This is a genomic window from Aequitasia blattaphilus (genome assembly GCF_024721305.1).
In the GTDB taxonomy this organism is placed as follows: Bacteria; Bacillota; Clostridia; order Lachnospirales; family Lachnospiraceae; genus Aequitasia; species Aequitasia blattaphila.
Map to the genome: position 1 here is coordinate 44,824 of NZ_JAMXOD010000010.1, position 24,693 is coordinate 69,516.

Below are 24,693 nucleotides of genomic sequence, written 5' to 3' on the forward strand. Positions count from 1 at the left end.
GAAAAATTAATAGTCTATAGTCAGAATATCTTGAATTGGAATTTTTTCCCCGGATTCTAAAATCAGGAGTTTTTCAAAATCATCAATCTTTTTAATGATATTTGAGGTGGTAATGTACTTACCACCTTTTTTTGTGCCATCCGGCTGAAAATAAGTGATGGAAATCTCAGGACGTTTGGAAAGCATCTCAATGAGCTGGCCAAGTTTTTGGTCCAATGAGGAGAGTTCATGTTCATCCAGTTGAATACGCCGGATCGTGATTCTTGCTGTGTCTTTTATGGCTTCTTCATATCCAGTCAGTGCTGCAAATGGGGAAAACTGTGCTGCACGGTTTTCAATGGGCATGGGTGGATGAGAAGTGGAAATGGGGCGAGGCAAGTGAAGAATATCATGATATGATCCAGTCATGCTTTGTGTCCTCCAATCTGATTGTTTCGTTCCTTGGTTGTTGCACCCTCTTCGAGATTCATCCCTTTTAAGAGTGCATTTTTACCATACTTTTTCGTAATCTCTAAGACAGCCTTTTGTCTCTTCTTTTCTTTTTCAAGCTCGGCTTCTTCTTTCTTCCGTTTGGACTGAATGGCTTCATAATCTGTAAATAAATCCAGTTGTTCAAATGCATCTTCCCTTGAGACAGAGGACTCGGTTATCACATGATTCGCAGCCATATTTACTCGTCGGACTAATAAGCTTTTATCAACGATACGGTCAAATAGTTCCGATACAGCAGTCAGAATTTGTTTGGTTGAAGAAGTATGTTTTTCAAGATTCACTGTTCCGTGAGCGTGTTTTGGAATTTGTCGTCCATAATGGTCTGTGGTAATGGGGCCATGGTATTTCTTCCTTCGGACAGGGTCTTTAAGATTGTCGATATCATAGCCAACGGTTAAGACAATCTGATTCGTTACCAGTCCTTTATCCACCAAATCTAACACTAATAAATCCACCATTTCCCGCACGATTAAGCGGGCTTTCTCAAAGGGATAGGGCTCATGTAATACTTGTCCGGAGCCCATGCTATTTGTATCTGGTTTGTATGCTTTAACATCTGAAATTCTACAGGGTTCATAACCCCATGCATGATCAATGAGAAGCTCGGCATTTACTCCGAAGAGTTTATATAATAACTCTTCATTGTGAAAAGCACCGGGATTTCCAATCGAACAACGAGCAATATCCCCCATCGTAAAGAGTCCGTTTGCCTCTAATTTTTTTGCATATCCTCTTCCCACACGCCAAAAGTCTGTGAGAGGGCGATGAGACCAAAGGGAACGACGGTAGGACATTTCATCCAATTCAGCAATTCGGACACCATTTTCATCCGGTTCTATGTGTTTTGCCTCAATATCCATAGCAATTTTGCTAAGATAGAGATTCGTGCCAATTCCTGCAGTGGCAGTAATACCAGTTGAGCTTAAGACATCAAGGACAATTTTCATAGCGAGTTCACGGGGGGTAAGTCCGTAAGTATGTAAGTAGTCGGTGACATCCATAAAGACTTCATCAATGGAGTAGACATGGATATCCTCTGGAGCAATATAGTTCAAATAAATATTGTAAATTTTGGTACTACATTCTATATAGTGAGACATTTGAGGAGGAGCAGTGATGAATTCAAAAGAGAATTCTTTGGCTTTTTGAGTCACCTCAAATAGCCTTGCTCTTCCGGAGATGCCAAAAGCTTTTAGCGAGGGGGAGACGGCAAGACATATTGTTTTTTGGGTACGGCTTGGGTCAGCGACTACAAGGTTCGTAGTCATTGGATCAAGGCCACGTTCTATACATTCAACTGAGGCGTAAAATGATTTAAGATCAATTGCGATATAAGTTCGATTTTCCATGCTTTAACGGTCTCCTTTCTTTGTTATAGTATACACTATTACCATAAAAAAGAACAGGAGTTCGAAAGCAAAAGCACTTATATCACATTTTTATGCGTTATAAGTGCTTTTGCTTATTCGTTGAGAGCTTCATTAGGAGCTGTTTTAGGTAAAACTTGATTCAGTATAATTGCAGCAATGGTAGCAAGTACGGTTGGAGATTTCCCAAACACCGTTGTGACCCATGTGGGGAATTCACCAAAGCAGCCGACTACTTGCGTAACACCCATCCCCAAAGCAACGGAAAGCCCAACAATAGAGGTGTTCCGATAACTGAGCTCTTCTTGTGTAATTAGTTTGATACCGGTCATTGCGATGGAAGCGAATACAGAAATTGTTGCCCCTCCCAATACACAAGAAGGAATTGTCGTTAGTGCAGCAGAGAATTTAGGAACAAGCCCAGCAATCAAAATCAGTCCGCCTGCTAACCCAAAGACGCCTCGATTAATGACCTTCGTAGTTGCAACGATCCCTACATTTTGGCTATAGGTAGCAGTAGGCAATCCGCCAAAGAACGGGGAGATAATATTACATAGGCCGTATCCGACAACGCCGTTTTGAAGCTCTTTTCCAGTAGGCTGTCGGTCCATTCCTCCGCTGGTTGTTGCGGAAAAGTCTCCAATCGCTTGGATAGAGTTGATAGCAAATAAGAGCCCTAGTGCGATACAAGAAGAGGGTTCAAATGTGATACCAAAGTGCATAAATTGGGGAAGTTGAAAGAGACCTGCGGCAGCAATCCCAGAGAAATCAATCATTCCCATACAGAGGGCAATCACATAACCTACACCCATACCGATAAGGATAGAGGCAAGTTTTAAAAAACCTTTCCCAAAATGATTCAAAGTGGTAACCACGGCAAGGGTAATTAGACCGATCAGCCAGTTTTGCCACGAGCCAAAGGGAACTGCTGTATCGGAACCGCCGGCTATATAGCGTACCGCAGTGGGATAAAGTGACAAGCCGATTGTAAATACTACTGTACCAGCAATTAAAGGTGGAAATAATATTTGTATTTTTTGCATAAAAAGTCCAACAATGACTGCAATAACTCCTCCGACAATCATGGCACCAAAAATGGAGGAAATGCTGCTGCCTTCTGCAATGGCCTGCATGCTGGGAAGATAAGCAAAGCTGATTCCCATAATCATAGGAAGCCCAGACCCAAGTCGGAAACCATTTTTCTTTCCAATAGGAAATAATTGAAGGAAGGTGGTTAAGGCAGACATTGTCATACCAGCCTGTATTAATATGATGCGGTCGCCATCTGATAAACCAGCAACAGAAGCAATGATAATAGAAGGTGTGACACATCCTACAATCATTGCAATAACATGCTGAAGGGCAAGAGGAAATGCTTCACCAAATTTCGGGGTACCGTTTAACTCAAATACAGATGCGTATTGTTTTTGTTTGTTCATGGTAAAGATCCTCCTCTTTATTTTCGGATGTGTGTTCCGGTATCGCCCTTAATCCCCTCACGGGCTTTTTCCAACAAGGTAATAATCGCTTCACGACCATCTTTTGATTCTACAAATTGAATGGCAGCTTCAACCTTCGGGAGCATGGAGCCAGGGGCAAATTGGTCTTCACCGATATATTTTTTTGCCTCCGAGACAGACATATGGTCAATCCATGCCTGGTTTGGTTTTCCGAAATTAACGGCAACCTTTTCAACAGCTGTTAAGATGATCAGGCAATCAGCATTTAGCTCTTGCGCCAATAGACAGGCGGCAAAATCTTTGTCAATCACAGCGCTGGCACCTTTTAAATATTTGCCCTTGGAAATAACTGGAATACCACCACCGCCACAAGCAATAACGAGTTGTCCATCATCTACTAAAGAACGTATAGCCCGCAATTCTATAATTTCAACTGGTTTTGGAGATGCAACGACCCGGCGATATCCTCTGCCGGAGTCCTCAATCATATCATAACCGTATTTTTCTGCAGCATTATCAGCCTCTTCCTTAGTCATAAAATGTCCAATAGGTTTGGTAGGAGTTTTAAATGCGGGAGAGTTGGCATCTACTCTCATCTGGGTAATCATAGTTGTAACAGGGATGTTTTCTATGCCTCTAATTTCCATTTCTTCTCGTAATGCATTCTGTAAATCATAGCCAATATAGGCTTGGCTCATGGCAACACATACAGAAAGAGGAGTATTGGGATGAGAGGGATCTTCACGGGTAAGAGCTCCCATGGCATTGTTAATCATACCTACTTGTGGACCATTTCCGTGTACGATAATCACCTCGCAATTTTCTTCTAAAAGATCAACGATTGCTTTAGCAGTTGTTTTTACTGCCTGCATTTGCTCTGGAAGGTTGTTTCCAAGAGCGTTACCACCTAAGGCAAGAACGATACGTTTTTTCTTTCCCATAAATTAGTCCTCCTTTATAAAAGCAATAGCTTCAACTTCGCAGAGGACACCTTTGGGAAGGGTTTTGACTGCGACACAGGAGCGTGCAGGGTTGCCGGTAAAATACTTTCCATAGATTTCGTTAAATGAGGCGAAATCATTCATATCTGTTAGAAAGCAGGTGGTCTTAATGACATTTTGCAAGGATATACCTTGACTTTCTAGAACTGCTTTCATGTTTAATAGAACCTGCTCTGCCTGTTTTTCAATGGAGTCACCTACAATCTCCCCTGTTTCGGGAGAAAGTGGGATTTGTCCGGAGGTGAATAGAAAATTTCCGCAAATGATTGCCTGAGAATAAGGTCCAATGGCAGCAGGTGCTTTCTGGGTATTTACATATTTCAACATATAGTACCTCCTTTTTGAGGGTTATTCGAAAATTCGTGAAATGCCTTTTTCTTCCAGCTTTTTCAAGATTTCAGTTGGATTTTCAAATTTAGCTAAGAAAATCATTGCAGCAATAATGTATGGTTTATAGCTTGCTTCCTTATAAAGTGGATCACGGTAGCGATCAAATACGGAAGCATCTACTTCGCCTTCTTTGCAGCTTAAGCCAGTAATGTCAGCAGGGAGACAGTGCATGTAAAGTGCTTTTCCGTCTTTTGTGGTTTTCATCAATTCTTCTGTACAAGTCCAATCTTTATGCTCTGCATTTTGTTTTAAAAGCTCTTTTTCCAGAGCGTCAATGCCTGCACTATCGCCTTGCGCATATAAATCAGTTCGTTTTTCCATAGCAGCAAAAGGAGCCCAGCTTTTTGGATATACAATATCTGCATCCTTAAAGGCCTCAGCCATGTCGTTTGTTTTGGTGAAGGAACCACCAGTTTTCTTTGCATTTTCTTTTGCCACTTCTTCTACTTCTTCAAAAATTTCATAACCTTCAGGATGAGCCAAGACTACATCCATACCAAAACGAGTCATCAGACCAACGATTCCTTGAGGAACGGAAAGGGGTTTTCCGTAAGAAGGAGAGTAGGCCCATGTCATAGCCAGTTTTTTGCCTTTTAGATTTTCAACACCACCAAATTCATGAATGATATGAAGCATATCGGCCATTGCTTGTGTGGGGTGGTCAATATCGCATTGCAGATTCACTAAAGTGGGTTTTTGTTCTAAGATTCCGTTATTTTTTCCTTCTGTTACAGCGTCTACAACTTCGTGCATGTACTTGTTTCCTTTTCCAATGTACATATCATCACGGATGCCGATTACATCTGCCATAAAGGAAATCATATTCGCTGTTTCACGAACAGTTTCGCCATGAGCAATTTGAGATTTTCCTTCGTCTAAATCCTGCACCTCTAACCCAAGAAGGTTACAGGCAGAAGCAAAGGAAAAACGTGTACGGGTAGAGTTATCACGGAAGAGGGAAATTCCAAGACCGCTTTCAAATACCTTTGTTGAAATATTCTGTTCCCGCATATAGCGAAGAGCATCTGCAACCAAGAAAACGGCTTCAATGGAGTCATCAGACTTTTCCCATGTGAGAAAGAAATCCTTGTTGTACATTTCTTTAAAGTTTAATGCATTTAATTTGTCAATATAGGTTTGTAAAGTTTTCATATAAATTAATCCTCCTGAATAATATTTGTGTTTGTATTCTTACAGGTTATATCATTATTAAATAAGTAAGATAGATACTATTTGAAATATAAGGTTGGAACGCAGGCATATACAGCGGCACATTGTACTAAATCTGCTTTCCAGGTTTTTTCGTTTGGAGCATGTGCCTCTTCTTCTTTACCAGGGCCAAGTCCAATACAAGGAATTCCTTCACGACCCATAATGGAGACGCCATTTGTTGAGAAGGTCCATTTATCAATCTCAGGATTTCCATAAACGCTGTCAAATGCTTCTGCTACTGCCTGACAAGCGGGGTGATCTTCCGGAATAACCCATGTGGGGAAGTAGCATTCTGTTTCATATACGAGACCGGTATAAGAGGGACGGTCGTATTTATACATGCTTACTTTGGCACCGTATTTTTTTGCGGCAGGAAGCTGACGAATTTCTTCCAGGCAGCTTTCCCATGTTTCACCAGCGGTCATGCGGCGATCCAAAGAAACAGAGCAGGAGTCGGCAACGGCACAACGACTTGGTGATGAGAAGAAAATCTCAGAGGTTGTAACGGTTCCGCGACCTAAGAAATTGGCTTCTCTCCACTGAGAATTATATTTTTGGTCGAGCATTTTCACGAGACCTTTTATCTCCGTGTTATCATTGGCGTCATTTTCATTTAATGCCTGTACTTGAAGAAGAATTTCTGCCATCTTATAAATGGCATTTTCTCCACGTTCTGGTGCAGAACCGTGGCAGGAAATACCATCTACATCAACGCGGATTTCCATACGTCCACGGTGTCCACGGTAGATTTTATTGTTTGTGGGTTCGGTAATAACAACAAATTCTGGGCGGACTTTATCTTCGTTGATGATGTATTGCCAGCAGAGACCATCACAGTCTTCCTCCTGAACGGTACCGGTAACCATGATTTTGCAATCTTCCGGAATTAATCCGAAGTCCTTCATGATTTTAGCACCATAAACAGAAGACACCAGACCACCACATTGATCGGAGACACCGCGGCCTCCTATTTCTGTGTCGTTTTCATATCCTTCATAAGGGTCAAACTTCCAGTTGGCAGGGTTTCCAATGCCAACAGTATCGATGTGGGCATCGTAGGCAATGATGCGGCTGCCGGTTCCCATATAGCCGATTACGTTTCCTTGTGGATCAATTAGTACTTCATCAAAGTTTAGCTTTTTCATTTCCGCAGCAATGGTGTCGATGTGAGCCTTCTCATCACAGCTTTCACCAGGGTTGCGGACAATTGCACGTAGAAATGCAGTCATATCTTTTTCATAACCTTCAGCAGCTTGTTTTATTTTTTCAAAATTCATAACGAATTCCTCCTTAAATTTTATAGTGAATTTACACCATCCCATACAACGGAACGGTAGCGATTTGGATCCGTGTCACCTTCGGTTGAGAAGAGCAGTACACTGGAATTTTTATTAAGTTCTAGTTTTTCACGTAAATCTTTATATTTATCATCTGTCATAATTGTATAAAGAAGCCCCATGGTCACGGCACCTGATTCGCCGGCTGTAACAGGAATATCCCCTTTTATAGGTGCTGCAAGTGCACGCATCCCTTTTGCAGTGACCCAATCTGGGCAGGCAACGAAGGTATTTACATGGTTGCGAAGGATGTCCCAGGCAATGGTACTAGGTTCTCCACAAGCCAGTCCGTTCATTAGCGTCAGCATATCTCCACCAACCATGCGAACATCACCATCGCCGGCAAGAGCACCTTCATAAAGACAAGCAGCTACCAGAGCTTCTACAACGATTACTTTTGGTTCATTTTCAGGATAGCGGTTTGCGAAATAACCTTGTACAGCACCTGCCAGTGAGCCAACACCGGCTTGAACGAATACATGGGTTGGACGGTCGCATCCATGTTGAGAAAGCTGTTGATCTGCTTCATAGGCCATGGTTCCATAGCCCTGCATAATCCAAGTTGGAATTTCTTCATAGCCATCCCATGCAGTATCTTGGATAATGACGCCGTTTTCTGTATTTTCAGCCGCGGCAGCTGCCTTACGTACACAATCATCGTAGTTTAGATTTTCAATCGTAGCTTCTGCATTTTCCCGCAACACGTGATCCAAACGTGTTTGGGTGGTGCCAATAGGCATGTAGACTACACATTTTTGCCCCAGTTTATTTGCGGCCCATGCAACGCCTCGGCCGTGATTTCCGTCTGTGGCGGTGAAAAAAGTACCTTGCCCGAATTCTTCACGAAGTGCATCAGATGTTAGCACATTGTAAGGAAGTTCTGAGATATTCTTTCCAAGTTTTCCGGCTATATATTTGGCAATCGCGTAAGAACCACCCAGTACTTTAAAGGCATTTAGTCCGAAACGATAAGATTCGTCTTTCACAAAAAGTTGTTTCAACCCTAGGTGTTTTGCCATTTGCTTGAGGTTTGCCAAAGGTGTTTCACTGTACTGCGGGAAACTCTCATGGAAGGCTTTTACTTCCTGGGCATGTTCAATTGATAGCAGAGATAAATTTTTATCATCTGTTTTGGGCAGTGTATTTACGGTCCATTTGATATTATTCACCTGTAAATCCTCCTTATATTTTTGTAGTGTATAGAATTCTGGCCAATCAATTCTTAAGTTCATCATAGCACAGGAGATTTATTTTGCAATAGAAAATCTAAAAAAAATTTAGATGATATGAAAAAAAATAAGAAAAATAGGTCGAAACACTTGATTTTTGATATACATAAGGTTAATATGTGTATATCAATAGTGAATATTCATAAAAACATCGGCAAAACGTCGAAGAAAATGTGCAAAATATTCAAATGAAGTCAAGTAAAGATTACAAGGAAAGGAAGGTAAAGCAACATGTTAGTAATTGGGAATGGCAGAATGATTACCAGAGATTTAGAGAATCCATTCGTAGAGGATGGAGCCGTTGCTGTTGAAGGCAATACAATTTTAAAAACGGGAGTGACAAAAGAGATAAAAGAGTTGTATCCGGAAGCAGAATTTATTGATGCAAAAGGTGGAGTAATTATGCCGGCATTTATTAATACTCACGAGCATATCTATAGCTCCTTTGCCAGAGGATTGTCCATTAATGGATATAATCCAAAAGGATTTTTGGATATATTAGATGGGATGTGGTGGACATTAGACCGACATCTTACATTAGAGCAAATTAAATTGAGTGCCATGGCAACATATGTTGATTCAATTAAGAATGGGGTAACGACAGTTTTTGATCATCATGCAAGTTTCGGTGCAATTACCGATTCCTTGTTTAAAATTGAAGAAGCGGCTAAAGCGGCTGGAATTCGGTCCTGCCTATGCTATGAGGTGTCAGATCGGGATGGAAAAGAGAAGGCAAAAGAAGGAATTATGGAGAATGCTGCATTTATCCGACATGCACGAAAGGATGATCGTGACATGATTGCGGGAATGATGGGAATGCATGCATCTTTTACAATTTCAGATGAGACCATGGAATTGTGCGCAGAGCACAAACCCTCAGAAGTAGGTTATCATATTCATGTAGCGGAAGGAATTGAAGATTTACACCAATGTCTTCATGTACATGGAAAAAGGATTATTGATCGATTGATGGATTGTAATGTATTAGGTGAAAAGACGATTGCTGCACACTGCATTTATGTGAACAAGCACGAAATTGAGCTGCTGAAGAACACCAATACTATGGTGGTGCATAATCCAGAATCAAATATGGGAAATGCTTGTGGATGCCCGCCAACCATGGAAATTGTAAAAGCAGGAGTGCTGACAGGTTTAGGAACAGATGGATACACTCATGATATGCTGGAAAGCTACAAGGTGGCAAATATACTCCACAAGCATCACTTGTGTGATGCTAATGCAGCGTGGGGAGAAGTACCACAAATGCTATTTGAGGGAAATGCAAAGATTGCGAACCGTTATTTCAAAAAAACCTTGGGAATACTGAAAGAAGGGGCAGCAGCCGACATTATTGTAACGGACTATAATCCATTGACACCAATGACAAAAGACAATGTGAACGGTCATATTCTGTTTGGTATGACGGGACGCAGTGTGGTTACAACGATTGGGAATGGACAGGTATTGATGAAGGATCGTGAATTAATGCAAATAGATGAGGAAAAGGTGCTGGCAGATTGTCGCCAGGCAGCAGCAGAATTAGCCACATCTATCAATAAAAGATAGAGGGAAGAGGAGGATGAAACATGAGTGATAGAATGACGCCAATGCCGATTTCACAGTTGGTTGAATGGGCAGTAGAAGAAAAGAAAAAATATGGTACTGTATTCGGTGTTTATCGACCATATAAGGCAGAAGGAAGCTACAACCGAACAATTTTTGGGAGGAATTTAGAGACACCAATTGGGCCAGCAGCAGGGCCTCATACTCAACTGGCTCAGAATATCATAGCTGCATATTATGCAGGCTGCCGTTTCTTTGAGTTAAAGACGGTACAGATTATGGATGGAGATGAGTTGTCGGCCTGTGTAAGTAAGCCATGTATCAATGCAGATGACGAGTGCTACAACGTGGAGTGGTCAACAGAGCTTTACGTACCTCAAGCGATGGAGGAATATATTAAGGCATGGTTTGTATTAAGTATAATAGCAAAGGAATATGAGTTGGGGGCTTCTGATGGATTCCAGTTTAATATGAGTGTTGGATATGACTTGGCAGGGATTCAGTCTGAGAAGGTAAATACTTTTATTGATAGTATGATAGAAGCCAAAGACACAAAAATTTTCCAAGAATGCAAAAGATATTTAAAAGAGAATATCAATTTATTTACCAGTATTACGGAAGAAGACATTGAGGGGATTTCTTCCCGAATATGTAATTCTGTGACACTTTCTACTTTGCACGGTTGTCCGCCTCAGGAAATAGAGAAAATTGCAAATCATCTGATTGATGAAAAGGGATTACATACGTTTATCAAGTGCAATCCTACACTTTTAGGTTATGAATACGCAAGAAAGACTATGGATGAAATGGGGTACGGGTATGTTGCTTTTGGAGAATTTCATTTCTTGGACGATCTTCAATATAAGGATGCTATACCCATGCTTCACCGATTAATGGAAAAAAGTAAGGAAAAAGGTGTTGAATTTGGCGTGAAAATAACCAATACTTTTCCAGTAGATATTAAGCAAAATGAGCTTCCGGGAGACGAAATGTATATGTCTGGAAAGTCTTTATATCCATTGTCAATGTCTGTTGCAGCAAGACTAACAAAGGACTTTGATGGAAAGCTTCGTATTTCGTATTCCGGAGGTGCTGAAGCTCACAATATTGAAGGAATCATAGATGCTGGAATATGGCCGGTTACTGTGGCAACGACTCTGCTCAAACCAGGTGGCTATCAGCGCGGGCTGCAATTAGCGGAAAAGGTACAAGGTATAAACTTAACATTTGATAAGGTTTCGGTAGAAAAAACGGAAAAACTTGTTGAGGAAGCGAAAAAGGATCCGCATCATGTGAAAGCAGTAAAACCATTACCGATAAGAAAAGTAAAGGAACAAGTTCCACTTATTGACTGCTTTATGGCACCTTGCCGTGAAGGCTGCCCGATTAACCAGGATATTACCAGATATATTGAGCTTACAAGGCAAGGGCAGTATGAAGAAGCATTGAAGGTGATTATGGAAAAGAACCCACTTCCCTTTACCACTGGAACAATTTGCCCTCATAAGTGTATGAGTAAATGTACCCGTAATTTCTATGAGGAACCGGTACAGATACGTGGGGTGAAATTAATTGCAGCGGAAAAGGGTTACGAAGCTGTCTTAAAGAATCTGCCGATACCGGAATATTCTGCCGGAAAGAAGGCTGCAATCGTAGGTGGTGGACCGGCTGGACTTGCAGCAGCTTATTTTTTGGCGAAAGGCGGAGTGAAGGTAACAATTTATGAGAAACGTGGCAGTCTTGGAGGTGTAGTGGGGCATGTTATACCAGAATTCAGAATTGCTCATGCTTCGTTGGAAAAGGATATTGCCTTGATTATAGCCTTAGGAGTAGAAGTAAAAGTAAATACGGAGATTAAAAATATTCAGGAATTAAAGGATGCTGGATATGACACTGTAATTTTGGCAATTGGCTCCGGTACAGTTGGAAAACTTGAGCTTGAAGGGGGAGAAACCCGCAATGCGCTTCGGTTTCTGGAACAATTTAAAAAGCAATCGTCTGAGCTGGAAGTAGGCAAATCGGTTGTGGTAGTTGGCGGCGGAAATACAGCAATGGACACTGCCCGTGCAGCAAAAAGAATCAAGGGTGTTGAAAAGGTATCTGTGGTATACCGACGAACAAGACGGTATATGCCGGCAGATGAAGAAGAATTAGTGATGGCATTGAAAGATGGCGTAGAATTTCATGAATTGTTAATACCCAAAAAGCGAGAAGGTGGAAATCTTTTCTGTACTGTGATGGAGCTTAGCGGATTTGATGCATACGGCAGAAGAGATGTAAAGGCAACTGATAAAGAGGTTATTGTGCCAGCAGATACAGTCATTGCGGCTGTGGGAGAACAGATATCCAGTGAATTCCTTGAATCAAACGGAATAAAGTTGGATGCAAAGAAGCGTGCCTTAGTGAATGAAGAGACTCTTGAAAGCAGTGTTGGTGGAGTTTATGTGATTGGAGATGGACTTTTAGGTCCTTCTACAGTAGTATCAGGAATTCGTGATGCCAGAAAGGCGACAGATGCCATTTTAAAGGTAAGAGACACAGGAGAGTCAACGGAATCGTTAGAGCTGAATCAATATTATGAAAAAAGAGGAATTTTGGAGCAACACACAAGAGAAGACGAAGTAGATAATCGTTGTTTGGGATGTGCAAGTGTCTGTGAAAACTGTGCAGAAGTCTGTCCAAACCGGGCCAATATTGCAATTCAGGTGCCCGGGCTTCTGAAACATCAGATTGTTCATGTGGATTCTATGTGTAATGAGTGTGGAAACTGTAGAAGCTTCTGCCCTTATGACAGTGCTCCTTATTTGGACAAGTTTACTCTTTTTGCTAATGCAAAAGACATGGAAGATAGCACAAACCAGGGATTCACAGTCTTAGATAAGCATGATATTATTTGTCAGGTTAGATATTTGGGAAATACGGTAATATGGAAGAAAGGTGAAGGAAAGACCTCTTTACCAAAAGAGCTTTGTATGGTGATGGAAACGGTTTGCCGGGATTATCCATATTTATGGGAATAAGGAGGTGAGAAATGTGTATAGTTTACTTGTAAACGGACAGATAATTGAAGCTGTTGAAGATAAAAAGCTGATGGTATTTCTCAGAGAGGATTGTAACCTTAAATCTGTAAAAGACGGTTGCAGTGAAGGTGCCTGCGGAACGTGTACGATATTAGTAGATGGAAAGCCAATAAAGGCTTGTGTACAGAAGATATCCCGGTTTGAAGGGAAGTCTATTATCACGGTAGAAGGTTTATCAGAGAGAGAAAAGGAAATCTATACATATGCTTTTGGAGAAGCAGGAGCTGTGCAATGCGGCTTCTGCATTCCAGGCATGATTATGTGTGCGAAGGGGTTGCTGGATCAAAATCCTAATCCCGATAGACATGAGATTGCAAAGGCGATTAAGAATAATATATGTCGCTGTACTGGTTATAAGAAAATTATTGACGGAATCGAGCTGGCTGGAAAGCTTTTAAAAGAAGAGAAAATACCAGAAGCAGAAGGTGTGCTGGGAGTTGGCAAGGCGGCACATCGGATTGACGTAAGAGAAAAGGTTCTGGGGTATGGTGAATATGTAGACGACATGGTCTTAGAAGGTATGATTTATGGAAGTGCAGTTCGTTCAGCTTATCCTCGGGCTAAGGTGCTGTCTATCGATATAAGCCGTGCACAGAAGTTGCCGGGAATACGAGGAGTGGTTACAGCAGAGGATATACCGGGAACGAACCAGATTGGTCACGTTAAAAAGGATTGGGATACCTTGATTCCAGTCGGTGGTATAACACGTTATCTGGGGGATGCAGTTTGCTTGGTGGCAGGTGATACGCCGGAGATTGTAGAAGAAGCGAAGAAATTAATCGAAGTAAAATATGAAGAGCTGCCAGCAGTTTTTAGTCCTGAAGAGGCTATGAAACCGGATGCACCAAAAGTTCATTCAGGCGGAAATATTTTGGCTCATGAACATATTAAAAGAGGAGATGCAGACCGAGCAATTCGGGAGTCGGCTCATGTTGTGACAAAAAGTTATGAAACCCCTTTCACGGAGCATGCATTTTTAGAACCGGAATGTGCAATTGCAATAGTGAATCGAGAAGATGGAGAAGCCATTATCTATTCCACAGATCAAAGTGCTTATTCTACGCAGCATGAATGTGCAGACATGTTAGGTTATCCCCACGAAAAAGTGCATGTGATGAACAAACTGGTTGGTGGTGGATTCGGTGGGAAAGAAGATATGTCCGTTCAGCATCATGGGTTGTTATTGTCATGGTATACCGGAAAACCGGTGAAGGTGAAGTTAAGTCGTAGTGAAAGTATTTTAATACACCCCAAACGCCATGCGGCAAAGATGGAATTTACTACGGCTTGTGATGCCCAGGGCAAATTAACAGGAATGAAAGCAACTTTGATTACTGACACGGGGGCCTATGCCTCTTTGGGGGGACCAGTACTTCAGCGAGCCTGTACTCATGCAGCGGGACCTTATAATTATCAAAATATTGATATGGAAGGAACTGCTGTTTATACAAATAATCCACCAGCCGGAGCATTTCGTGGATTTGGGGTAACTCAAACGTGTTTTGCCACAGAATGCAATCTGAATTTACTTGCAGAGATGGTAGGGATTTCGCCGTGGGAAATTCGTTACCGAAATGCAATTCGCCCAGGCCAGGAATTACCCAACGGACAATTAGCAGCGCCAGGAACAGCACTTGTGGAAACTTTGGAGGCAGTAAAGCCGATATTTGAAAACCATGACCGAGCGGGAATTGCTTGTGCAATGAAGAATGCAGGTGTAGGTGTCGGCTTGCCTGATTATGGAAGATGCCGGATTACGGTGGAGGATGGTAAGATGCATATCCGAACGGGAGCGACTTGTATCGGACAAGGTTTGGGAACTGTTTTGGTACAGATGTGCCATGAGGCGACAGGTATTGATGCAGAGAGGATTGTGTATCATGCATCGGAGACGAATCGTGCACCGGATTCAGGGGTAACATCTGGTTCAAGACAGACTCTTGTAACAGGGGAAGCAACAAGGAGAGCTTGTGTAGAATTGGTAAAAGATTTAAAGAATCAAGCATTAGAAGCACTAAATGGGAAAGAATATTTTGGGGAATATTTAGCAGCTACGGATCCTATGGGAAGTCCGAAAAAGAATCCAGTTTCTCATGTGGCGTATGGATATGCGACGCAAGTAGTTTTGCTGGATGAGACAGGACGAGTGGAGAGTGTTGCTGCAGCTCATGATGTGGGAAGAGCCATCAATCCATTATCTGTAGAGGGACAGATTGAGGGTGGTGTGGTTATGTCATTGGGATATGCGTTAACGGAAGATTATCCTTTGAAGGAAGGGAAACCAACAGCTAAGTTTGGTACCTTAGGATTATTCCGTGCAGACAAGACACCAGACGTAAAAAGTATTATAATAGAGAAAAACAAAGATTCTCTGGCCTTTGGGGCAATTGGAATTGGTGAGATTACATCTATTCCAACTGCACCGGCAGTGCAGGGGGCTTACTACAAATATGATGGAGTATTCCGCACGAAGCTTCCTTTGGAAGGGACTGCATATAGAAAGTAAGGATGATTGTATGAAAAGGTTATTTCAAGGTGGCTGGGTTGTGGACGGAAATGGAAGAACCCGGAAGGACATTTTAGTTGAGGGAGAAAAAATTATAAAAGTAGAGTTGGGAATTCGAGATGAGGAGGCAGAAGTTATCAATGTAAGGGGAAAACTTTTGTTTCCGGGCTTCATAGATCCACATACTCATTTTGATTTGGAAGTGTCCCAGACGATAACGGTGGATGATTTTGCTTCTGGAACTCGAGCCGCAATTGTAGGGGGAACTACAACGATTTTAGATTTTGCAACTCAGAACCGGGGAGAGACGTTAAAAGCAGCTTTAGATAACTGGAATCGGAAGGCATCGGGGAATTGTTCTTGTGATTATGGTTACCATATGGCAATTTCAGAGTGGAATGAGTCAATTTCTGAGGAGATTGCAGATATGGTTGAATGGGGGATTACATCTTTTAAACTCTATATGATTTATGATGCGATGTACCTGGACGATGGAGCGATTTATCAAGCTTTATCCAGGTTAAAAGAGGTTGGCGGACTTGCAGGAGTACATTGCGAAAACCGGGATTTGATTGCTGCCTTAGTGGAGGAGGAAAAGGGAAAGGGAAATCTGTATCCACAAATACATCCGAGAACCAGACCAGTTCAGGCTGAGGCAGAAGCAATCAACAGGCTGCTGGAAATTGCCTCATTGGCAGATGCACCGGTTATGGTGGTGCACCTAAGTACTGCACGGGGATATCAGGTTATCCAGGAGGCTAGAAAACGAGGGCAATGTGTATACGTGGAGACTTGTCCGCAGTATCTTCTTCTGGATGACGAAAAATATAATTTGCAAGGGTTTGAAAGTGCAAAATATGTAATCTCTCCACCACTTCGAAGCAGGAAGGACAGGGATGCCCTATGGACAGCGTTGAAGAAGCAGGAAATCCAAACTGTGGCAACGGATCATTGCAGTTTTACAATGGAGCAAAAAAGAATGGGAAAGAAGGATTTTACGAAGATACCTTGTGGTATGCCGGGAGTTGAAACAAGACCTTCTCTTCTTTATACTTATGGAGTGAAATCAGGAAAGATAACAGAAGCACAGATGTGTAGGTATCTGTCTGAGGATGTGGCAAAGCTTTACGGTATGTATCCTCAAAAGGGGGCTATCCAACCGGGAAGTGACGGTGATATTGTGGTGTGGAATCCAGAGGGGAAGCAGGTTCTAAACTGGAGAAACCAATATTCAAGCTGTGACTACAACCCATACGAAGGAATGGAAGTATGGGGAAGGGCAGAACAGGTATATTTACGAGGTGAATTAGTGGCCAGGGATGGAGAGGTGATTTGTGTTGGGAAAGGAAAATATATACATCGATCCAGATCAGGGGGAAAAGAACAGTCTGTATAAGGCTCTGGATATTAGAGCGGAGGAGTTGACGTCGATTACTGGAGCGGGAGGAAAGACTACCTGCTTATATCGCTTGGGAAAAGAGCTAAAAGATAACCGGGTGCTGCTGACGACAACGACAAAGATGAAATATCCGGAAGGGAATGAAGTAGACAACATTAAAGTAGCACCTCAGATGGAGGAAATAGTATTGGGAACAGGGAGAACTTTTGTCTGTGGAAAACTTTCCGGGAAAGGGAAGTGTACAAGTATTGCCCCTGAAATCTTAAGCCGTTGGTGGCGGAAATATGATTATACAATTGTAGAAGCAGATGGTTCTTGTGGGTTTCCACTTAAGGGCTACAAAATAGATGAACCTTGCATCCCTGCAGAAGCTGCGTGTAACATAGGTATTGTAACACTGAAGGGATTGGGATTCCCAGCAGATGAACGAACAGTATTTCGGCTGGAAAGGTTCTGTGAAATGGTGGGAATTCGAAAAGGTGAAATTATTAAAGAAATACATCTTGCAAGGTGGATTGTACATCCATGTGGAATGTGGAAAGGGGGATTGGGAAGACGGATTCTCTTTTTTAATCAAGTTGAAAGCAGGGATGAAATGGGACGAGTAAAAGATGTGATGGGATATTTCCCGATGGAGTTTATGAGTGAAACAAATAGAATTGTTGCTGGCTCTATGAGAGATGAGAAATATGAAGTACTCCGCAAATGAGAAGGAGGGTTCAGAACATGAGGATTGAGAAAAAGATTATATGTGTTCGAGGGGCAGGGGATTTGGCAACTGGTGTAATACAGAAATTGGTTCGAAGTGGATATCAGGTGTATGCACTGGAGATAGAAAGACCAACGGCAATCCGCAGGCAGGTAGCTCTTTCTACAGCCATAACAGAAGGACACTTTAAGGTGGAAGACATTGTTGCAGAGAGAGTGGAGTGTACCATGAGAGAGCTGGAGCGCTGCTGGTCTTGTGGACATGTTCCAATTGTTGTGGATAGTGAGGCAAGAAGTGTTTATGAAATTGAACCGATTGCAGTAATTGATGGGATTTTGGCAAAGAAAAACCTAGGAACAGGACACTCTATGGCACCTATTACGATTGGATTAGGACCTGGGTTTTCAGCTCCTGAAGATGTGGATGCAGTGATTGAAACAGTGCGGGGACATTCCCTGGGGCGCCTTATTTTAGCAGGTAAGGCAAAGGAAGATACAGGAGTACCAGGTGAAATAGGAGGACGAAGTCAACAAAGGGTGCTTCATGCGCCGAGGGAAGGGACAGTAAAGCATCTGTCTGGGATTGGGGACTGGATTTTAGAGGGAGAACCGATATTTAAGGTGGATAATACGATTGTAAAAGCACCTTTTTCGGGAACTCTTAGAGGTCTTATTGGGGAAAATATGTATGTAAAGAAGGGTATGAAATCTGCCGACATTGATCCCCGCAGACTTACTCCAGAAGAAGTGTATGGGATATCGGATAAGGCAAGATGCATTGGTGGAGCTGTGCTGGAAGCATGCTTATACCTAGCAAAAGAGAAATCCACCTCATAGTTGTTTGAACTATGAGGTGGATTTCTCTGTTAGAGTTTCCCGTTGTTTACGCTCATTTTTTTGAAGAAATCAGCGATTAACTGTATGCATGGACCAGCGCAACAGGCTGTGAGAATTGTAATAACTCCAAACCTACCACCTAATATGATACCTACTGTAATCATAAAAAAATCAAAGCCGATTTTAACGTATACAAATTTCTTCTTCCACTTATCTTTAATTACCATCACAATTCCTGTAAAAGGATCCAGACCAATATCAGTGGTTATATATATCGCGACTCCCACATAAACCATAAGACATCCTAGTACAGCACCAATGATGCGACCAGTTAGTGATGAAGTAGTGAAAACAAGATTGAATAATTTATATCCAATATCTACAGCAAATCCATAAGGAAGAATGTAGATGATGGTGCCTATATTTACGTAATGTCGATCTGCTATAAATACAATTGCAACAAGAGCTACGTTTACAATGTTAGATGCAATGCCTAATTGAGAGGCTGAGAGGTTTGCAATATTTCTCATGCCATCATATACAATGGCGATGGGGTCATTGCCCAGTGCTGCATTTGCATTAAAAGCAACTCCGATGCCCACAAGAAATATACCTACCACTGCGAGTAGGATTTTTTTGAAATTTATCATATAATTACCGAATCCTTTCTTGAATCAAGGTTACATTTGGAATCGGTATTACCTTCAGCTGGAAAAGCAATACGTTAGGCTGGAAGGGTACTATTTTGCAGCATCTAAATAATTGTATAAGGTAAATTTTGATATATCAAAATATGTGGATACCTTATCACCGGATTTTGTGATAAGGAATGCACCGGCTTCATTTAAAAAGCGAATTGCAGCTACCTTATCGTCTTTTGTCATTAGTGCAACAGGTTTTCCAATTAACTCAACAGATTGCTCGATTAAATCATCTAAAATATCATTGACATTATTTGTAATTCTTTTAGGTGACTTATCTTTTGCATCTGCGGGAGTGCTAATCAGTGATTGTAAAGCACTGTCAAGGCCGAGAAGTCCTGTGATATCGTAATTCATTGAGAATATGTACTGTATCTGACTCTTTTCATCACGAATATACATTGTACTGGATTTGAGAATTCTTCCATCATTGGTTTTGGTTAAGTAAGAAAGTTCATCTTTTAATGAATCGGGATTTTTTTTCAAAGCCTCTATTACAACAGCAGACGCTCCATCTCCCAGTTTACGATTGCTTACATGTCCGTTGACAATGTAGGCAATAGAATTATCTAAGTTTTTTCTTGTTAAATCATGGATGACTATTTCACAATTATTTCCAAATTGTGTAGACAAACCATCGGCCAATTGGATTAGTAAATCCAGAGTTTTCTTAGTGGTAATCATAAATATTAATATCCTTTCGCGAAAATGTTCAATATCCATTTCAATCATAACACATAGGAGATTTATTTCAATAGAAAATCTAAAAAAAAATTAGATGAAATAAAAAAAATTAAGAAATAAGTTACAAAACCCTTGCTTTTGAAAGAAAAAGAGTTTAATATGTACTGAAAGTGGTAATTATAGCTATAAAAACAGTTTAAAGAAGCGGAAAAAAGTGCACAATACCTACAAAAACCAGTGAACATGGAAGGGTTACTGGTAAAAGCGACTATAATGGAATCGAAAACTACAGCTGGTATGATTCTTAGATTTGGAGAACTTGGGGAAAGAAAAACAAGGAGGTTTTACTATGAGTATTGGGAAAAACATTACGAGAGTGGATGCTGAGTTAAAGGTCACAGGTGAAGCAAAGTATACAGCGGATTTAGTGCCAGGGAATGCTCTGGTTGGGAAGGTGGTACGAAGTACAATTGCAAATGGTGTGGTTAAAAGTTTTAACCTTGAAGCTGCACTTCAGGTTCCCGGAGTAATAAAGATTGTTACGTGCTTTGAAGTACCTGATTGCCAATATCCAACAGCAGGACATCCCTGGTCAGTAGAGGCATCACATCAGGATATTGCAGACCGGAAATTGCTTAACACCAGGGTTCGAACATATGGAGATGATATTGCGGCAATTATTGCAGAGAACGATGTGGCAGCAGAGCGTGGGGCAAGAGAAATACAGGTAGAGTATGAGATATATGAACCGATACTGAGCACGAAAGAGGCTATGACACCGGGGGTGGTGGATATTCATAAAGAATTCCCGGGAAATGTTATAAAGAACACGGAATTTAGGGTTGGAGAGCGGAGCTATGAAGAGATAAAGGAGGCGGAGGAAGATGCCGTTGAGGTGGAAGCAACATATAGAACCCAGGCAGTACAGCACTGCCATATTGAAACACCTATATCCTATGCTTATATGGAAAATGACAGAATCGTAATCGTTAGCTCGACTCAAATTCCTCATATTGTCAGGAGAGTTGTTGGACAGGCGCTTGATATCCCTTGGGGAAAGATACGTGTAATTAAGCCATATATTGGAGGAGGATTTGGAAACAAGCAGGATGTACTATACGAACCTTTAAATGCCTATCTTACTACATTGGTTGGTGGAAGGCCAGTGAAAATGGAGATTTCTCGTGAAGAGACTTTGGCGTGTACCAGAACGCGTCATGCTATAGAGATGCAGACAAAGGCATTGGTTAGAAAAGACGGAAGACTTATCGCGAGACAATTTGCGGCATATTCGAATCAGGGAGCTTACGCATCTCATGCACATGCTATCGTGGCAAACTCTGCGAACGAATTCAAACAGATATACAATGATGCGGAAGGAATGCAGGCTCAGTGTTTTACGGTATATACAAATATGCCTACCGGCGGCGCAATGCGGGGATATGGGATACCTCAGGGAGCATTTGCCTCGGAATGCCAGGCGGATGATATAGCGTATAAGCTGCAGATGGATCCTTTAGAGTATCGGTTGATGAACTGTGTGAAAGAAGGATATGAGGATCCACATACACACATTAAGTTTCGTACAAATGGTATACGAGCATGTATTGATAAAGGCCGAAGAGAGTTTGGATGGGATGAGAAGAGGGAAAAATATAAAAAGCAGACAGGTACAGTAAGAAGAGGCGTTGGAATGGCAATATTCTGCTACAAGACAGGAGTTTATCCAATATCGCTGGAGACGGCATCATGCCGTATGGTTCTAAATCAGGACGGATCGTTACAGATGCAGATGGGAGCAACTGAAATAGGACAGGGCGCAGATACGGCATTTACCCAGATGGCATCGGAAACAACGGGGATTACAGAAGATAAAATTCACATTGTTACGGCACAGGATACAGATATCACTCCCTTTGATACTGGTGCGTATGCGTCAAGGCAGTCCTATGTATCAGGGAAGGCAGTTAAAAAGACAGGGGAATTGCTTGTTAAGAAGATACTTAAGTATGCTGCAGCTATGGTAGGTATGGAAAGGGAACAACTCAGATTAGTAAACAATGAAATTGTTGATAAAAATTCCAAGGAGCTTGTGCTGCCATTAGAAACAGTTGCGACAACTGCTTTTTATAGCCTAGAGCATTCGAAACATATTACTGCTGAGGCAACCAGTCAATGCAGGGACAATACATTTGCAAGTGGCGTCTGTTTTGCAGAGGTGGAGGTGGATATTGGGGTAGGGAAAATAGAGATTTTAAATATTTTAAATGTTCATGACAGCGGCACCTTGATTAACCCTAAGCTAGCGGAAGCCCAGGTTCATGGAGGAATGAGCATGGGGCTTGGATATGCGTTAGGGGAGGAGCTTCTATTCAATCAGGAAACTGGAAAGCCATTAAATGATAACTTGCTGGATTATAAACTGCCAACTTCCATGGATACGCCAGACTTACAGGTGGGATTTATTGAACTGTCTGATGAAACGGGACCTTATGGAAATAAGGCTCTTGGAGAACCGCCAGCGATTCCTGTTGCCCCGGCGATTCGGAATGCAGTGTTGCATGCAACTGATGTTGCTATTGATTCTCTTCCGTTAGCTCCACAGAAACTTATATGTGAATTTAGGAAACATGGACTAATACAGTAGTAGGAGGATAATATTATGTATGATTTTGAAAGTTTTTATAAAGTGGAGACAGTAGATGAAGCAATTGAAGCTTTGGAAAAGCAGGATGAAGCAATTGTCATTTCGGGTGGAAGCGATGTACTTGTAAAAATCAGAGAAGGTAAGCTTGCAGGCTGCTCATTAATCAGCATTCATAATATACCAGAGCTAAAAGGAATTCGTCTTCTGGAAGATGGAACTATTTCAATAGGGGCTGCCCAGACATTTTATGAGGTAACAAACAATGAGCTGGTAAGGAGATACATCCCAATTCTAGGAAATGCAGTTGATCAGGCAGGAGGTCCTCAGCTTCGTAAAGTGGGGACGATTGGAGGAAATATTTGTAATGGAGCGACAAGCGCAGACAGTGCTTCCACACTGTTTATTTTAAATGCACAGTTAGTATTAAAAAGTAAAAAAGGTGTGCACACAATACCCATAAATGAATTCTATTTAGGACCAGGAAAAACGATAAGGGAACATAATGAGTTATTAACTGAAATAAGAATCCCTCGAAAAGATTATGAGCAGTTTTACGGACACTATATAAAATATGGAAAGCGTAAAGCAATGGAAATTGCTACGTTGGGATGTGCCTGTGGAGTCCGTCTGAGCCCAGATAAAAGAAAGGTGGAAGAGGTTCGCCTGTCTTATGGAGTGGCAGCACCTACACCTATTCGTTGTGGTAGTATTGAGGCCTGGGCGTGTGGAAAGGAATTAAAGAAAGATTTTGTAGAGTTGTTCGGAAAGAAGGCCTTGGAGGAGGTTAATCCGCGTTCAAGCTGGCGGGCTTCTAAAGAGTTTAGGCTTCAATTGGTGGAGGAATTAGCGAAGCGAGCGCTTATACAGGCAGTTACTTATGCAGGAGGTGAAATAGATGCTTAAAGTCATCAATATTAAGGTAAATGGAATAGACAGGGAGGTCGCGGTACAGGAACAAGAGTCTTTACTTGAAACATTGCGGAACAGACTGGGGCTTACGAGTGTAAAGAAAGGCTGTGAGGTGGGAGAATGTGGAGCCTGTACAGTATTGCTCAATGGTAAGGCAATTGACAGCTGTATCTATCTTTCGTTATGGGCTGATGGGCAGAGCGTGGTGACAGTTGAAGGATTAAAGTCTGAAAATGGAGAGTTGAATTATATACAGAAGGCATTTATAAAAGAGGCGGCAGTTCAATGTGGATTCTGCACCCCGGGGTTGATACTTACAGCTGTTGAGATTATTGGAGACGATAGAATTTATAGCAGAGAAGAACTTCGAAAGTTGATTTCAGGACATTTGTGCCGTTGCACGGGGTATGAGAACATATTAAATGCAATTGAAAAAGCCAAGGGAAGTAAAATAAATGGTTAGTAGTCTTCTGTTTTTTTTGCTTTTGACAGAAGTGTAAAATAATCCTCTGATGTGTCAATATCCAGGAAAGGAAGAGAATCCGTGAAAGAAACTCTTTGAATCAGCTGAGGATTTTTTGCGATTACAGAGCGTCCACCAGTGTCGCCTGTAATTTCAAGCAGTGATTCACGAAGAGAAGAGGGAAAGATGACAGGGTTTTGATTTTGCCCGTCAAGTGTTGGAATAATGATAGAACCTGGCTTTTGACGATGAACTTCTAACAAGCGTTTGATGACAGAAGAGCTCAAAAGAGGTTGATCTCCAACGAAGAACATAAAGGCAGAGGAAGGATCACTCTGTAAAACTCCGAGACGAATAGAGGAGCTTTGTCCGGTTTGAGCCATAGGATTTAAAAGGGTCTGGAATCCGTATTGAGAAGCTAAGCACGAGTATTGCTCTTGGCGGGTGACTAGAAGCTTTTTGGAAAAAGAAACGTTGCTGATTGCGCGCATGGTATGTTCCAGTACCGGGATTCCATTAAAATCCAATGAGAGCTTATCTCGTTTTAAACGTTGGCTGTATCCAGATGCCAATAATATTGCTGTAATCATAGTGAGCTTCCTCCCCTTCCTTTTTTGTTAATAATAGGCATAGAGGATTAAAAAGTCAACATTCACAACAAAAAAAGAGCATTTTACTACAAAAATATTGTGAAAATAAAATAGAAGT

20 protein-coding genes are annotated in these 24,693 nt (G+C 41.6%); 9 read left to right on the forward strand and 11 right to left on the reverse strand.

Going from position 1 to position 24,693, the window contains the following annotated elements:
- Positions 1 to 6 precede the first annotated feature (6 nt).
- The 8 genes from NHH15_RS08230 to dpaL form a co-directional block, all read right to left on the reverse strand.
- Positions 7 to 408 (reverse strand): hypothetical protein, encoded by a 402-nt coding sequence (locus NHH15_RS08230; RefSeq protein ID WP_262066177.1) that lies wholly within the window; start codon positions 406 to 408, stop codon positions 7 to 9.
- Complete coding sequence (locus NHH15_RS08235) at positions 405 to 1,841, reverse strand: Y-family DNA polymerase (RefSeq protein ID WP_262066178.1); 1,437 nt, start codon at positions 1,839 to 1,841, stop codon at positions 405 to 407. Before NHH15_RS08235 ends, NHH15_RS08230 begins: the two co-directional genes overlap by 4 nt.
- 113 nt (positions 1,842 to 1,954) lie before the next feature.
- Positions 1,955 to 3,298 (reverse strand): uracil-xanthine permease family protein, encoded by a 1,344-nt coding sequence (locus NHH15_RS08240; protein ID WP_262066179.1) that lies wholly within the window; start codon positions 3,296 to 3,298, stop codon positions 1,955 to 1,957.
- Between the two features lie 17 nt (positions 3,299 to 3,315).
- Positions 3,316 to 4,260, reverse strand: a complete 945-nt coding sequence (gene arcC / locus NHH15_RS08245; protein WP_262066180.1) for a carbamate kinase — start codon at positions 4,258 to 4,260, stop codon at positions 3,316 to 3,318.
- Positions 4,261 to 4,263: 3 nt separating this feature from the next.
- A complete protein-coding gene (locus tag NHH15_RS08250) occupies positions 4,264 to 4,647 on the reverse strand; it encodes a RidA family protein (RefSeq protein WP_262066181.1) in 384 nt (127 codons plus the stop codon).
- A 21-nt stretch (positions 4,648 to 4,668) separates the two neighbouring features.
- Positions 4,669 to 5,862, reverse strand: a complete 1,194-nt coding sequence (ygeW, locus tag NHH15_RS08255) for a knotted carbamoyltransferase YgeW (protein ID WP_262066182.1) — start codon at positions 5,860 to 5,862, stop codon at positions 4,669 to 4,671.
- Between the two features lie 77 nt (positions 5,863 to 5,939).
- Positions 5,940 to 7,199 (reverse strand): YgeY family selenium metabolism-linked hydrolase, encoded by a 1,260-nt coding sequence (locus NHH15_RS08260; RefSeq protein ID WP_262066183.1) that lies wholly within the window; start codon positions 7,197 to 7,199, stop codon positions 5,940 to 5,942.
- A 20-nt stretch (positions 7,200 to 7,219) separates the two neighbouring features.
- Positions 7,220 to 8,428 carry a diaminopropionate ammonia-lyase gene (dpaL, locus tag NHH15_RS08265; RefSeq protein WP_262066184.1) on the reverse strand — a complete coding sequence of 403 codons (1,209 nt, stop codon included), beginning with the start codon at positions 8,426 to 8,428 and terminating at the stop codon, positions 7,220 to 7,222.
- A 291-nt stretch (positions 8,429 to 8,719) separates the two neighbouring features.
- On the opposite strand from dpaL, the gene ssnA reads away from it, so the two are divergent.
- From ssnA to yqeB, 6 genes are read left to right on the forward strand one after another with little or no spacing between them, the layout of a single operon-like run.
- A complete protein-coding gene (gene ssnA, locus NHH15_RS08270) occupies positions 8,720 to 10,054 on the forward strand; it encodes a putative aminohydrolase SsnA (protein ID WP_262066185.1) in 1,335 nt (444 codons plus the stop codon).
- A 20-nt stretch (positions 10,055 to 10,074) separates the two neighbouring features.
- Positions 10,075 to 13,071, forward strand: coding sequence for a putative selenate reductase subunit YgfK (gene ygfK / locus NHH15_RS08275; protein WP_262066186.1), 2,997 nt, complete (start codon positions 10,075 to 10,077; stop codon positions 13,069 to 13,071).
- A 13-nt stretch (positions 13,072 to 13,084) separates the two neighbouring features.
- On the forward strand, positions 13,085 to 15,637 hold the full coding sequence (xdh, locus tag NHH15_RS08280; RefSeq protein ID WP_262066187.1) for a selenium-dependent xanthine dehydrogenase: 2,553 nt from the start codon (positions 13,085 to 13,087) through the stop codon (positions 15,635 to 15,637).
- A 10-nt stretch (positions 15,638 to 15,647) separates the two neighbouring features.
- Positions 15,648 to 17,033 (forward strand): dihydropyrimidinase, encoded by a 1,386-nt coding sequence (gene hydA, locus NHH15_RS08285; protein ID WP_262066188.1) that lies wholly within the window; start codon positions 15,648 to 15,650, stop codon positions 17,031 to 17,033.
- Positions 16,972 to 17,745: a selenium cofactor biosynthesis protein YqeC gene (gene yqeC, locus NHH15_RS08290; RefSeq protein WP_262066189.1), complete on the forward strand. Its 774-nt coding sequence runs from the start codon at positions 16,972 to 16,974 to the stop codon at positions 17,743 to 17,745. The genes hydA and yqeC overlap by 62 nt, the downstream gene beginning before the upstream one ends.
- Before the next feature lie 17 nt (positions 17,746 to 17,762).
- The gene (yqeB, locus tag NHH15_RS08295) at positions 17,763 to 18,581 is read left to right on the forward strand and encodes a selenium-dependent molybdenum cofactor biosynthesis protein YqeB (protein WP_262066190.1); all 819 of its coding nucleotides are present in this window, start codon (positions 17,763 to 17,765) and stop codon (positions 18,579 to 18,581) included.
- 29 nt (positions 18,582 to 18,610) lie between these two features.
- On the opposite strand, the gene NHH15_RS08300 is transcribed toward yqeB, so the two are convergent.
- Positions 18,611 to 19,231: a YczE/YyaS/YitT family protein gene (locus tag NHH15_RS08300; protein WP_262066191.1), complete on the reverse strand. Its 621-nt coding sequence runs from the start codon at positions 19,229 to 19,231 to the stop codon at positions 18,611 to 18,613.
- Positions 19,232 to 19,321: 90 nt separating this feature from the next.
- Positions 19,322 to 19,966: a helix-turn-helix transcriptional regulator gene (locus NHH15_RS08305; protein ID WP_262066192.1), complete on the reverse strand. Its 645-nt coding sequence runs from the start codon at positions 19,964 to 19,966 to the stop codon at positions 19,322 to 19,324.
- Positions 19,967 to 20,315: 349 nt separating this feature from the next.
- On the opposite strand from NHH15_RS08305, the gene xdhA reads away from it, so the two are divergent.
- The 3 genes from xdhA to xdhC are packed head-to-tail and all read left to right on the forward strand — an operon-like array spanning position 20,316 to position 23,985.
- Positions 20,316 to 22,613, forward strand: coding sequence for a xanthine dehydrogenase subunit XdhA (xdhA, locus tag NHH15_RS08310; protein WP_262066193.1), 2,298 nt, complete (start codon positions 20,316 to 20,318; stop codon positions 22,611 to 22,613).
- Positions 22,614 to 22,628: 15 nt separating this feature from the next.
- Positions 22,629 to 23,516 carry a xanthine dehydrogenase subunit XdhB gene (xdhB, locus tag NHH15_RS08315; RefSeq protein ID WP_262066194.1) on the forward strand — a complete coding sequence of 296 codons (888 nt, stop codon included), beginning with the start codon at positions 22,629 to 22,631 and terminating at the stop codon, positions 23,514 to 23,516.
- Positions 23,509 to 23,985 carry a xanthine dehydrogenase subunit XdhC gene (gene xdhC / locus NHH15_RS08320; RefSeq protein ID WP_262066195.1) on the forward strand — a complete coding sequence of 159 codons (477 nt, stop codon included), beginning with the start codon at positions 23,509 to 23,511 and terminating at the stop codon, positions 23,983 to 23,985. Before xdhB ends, xdhC begins: the two co-directional genes overlap by 8 nt.
- Here xdhC and NHH15_RS08325 read toward each other — a convergent pair.
- The gene (locus NHH15_RS08325) at positions 23,982 to 24,575 is read right to left on the reverse strand and encodes a nucleotidyltransferase family protein (RefSeq protein ID WP_262066196.1); all 594 of its coding nucleotides are present in this window, start codon (positions 24,573 to 24,575) and stop codon (positions 23,982 to 23,984) included. The genes xdhC and NHH15_RS08325 overlap by 4 nt on opposite strands.
- Between the last annotated feature and the right edge of the window lie 118 nt (positions 24,576 to 24,693).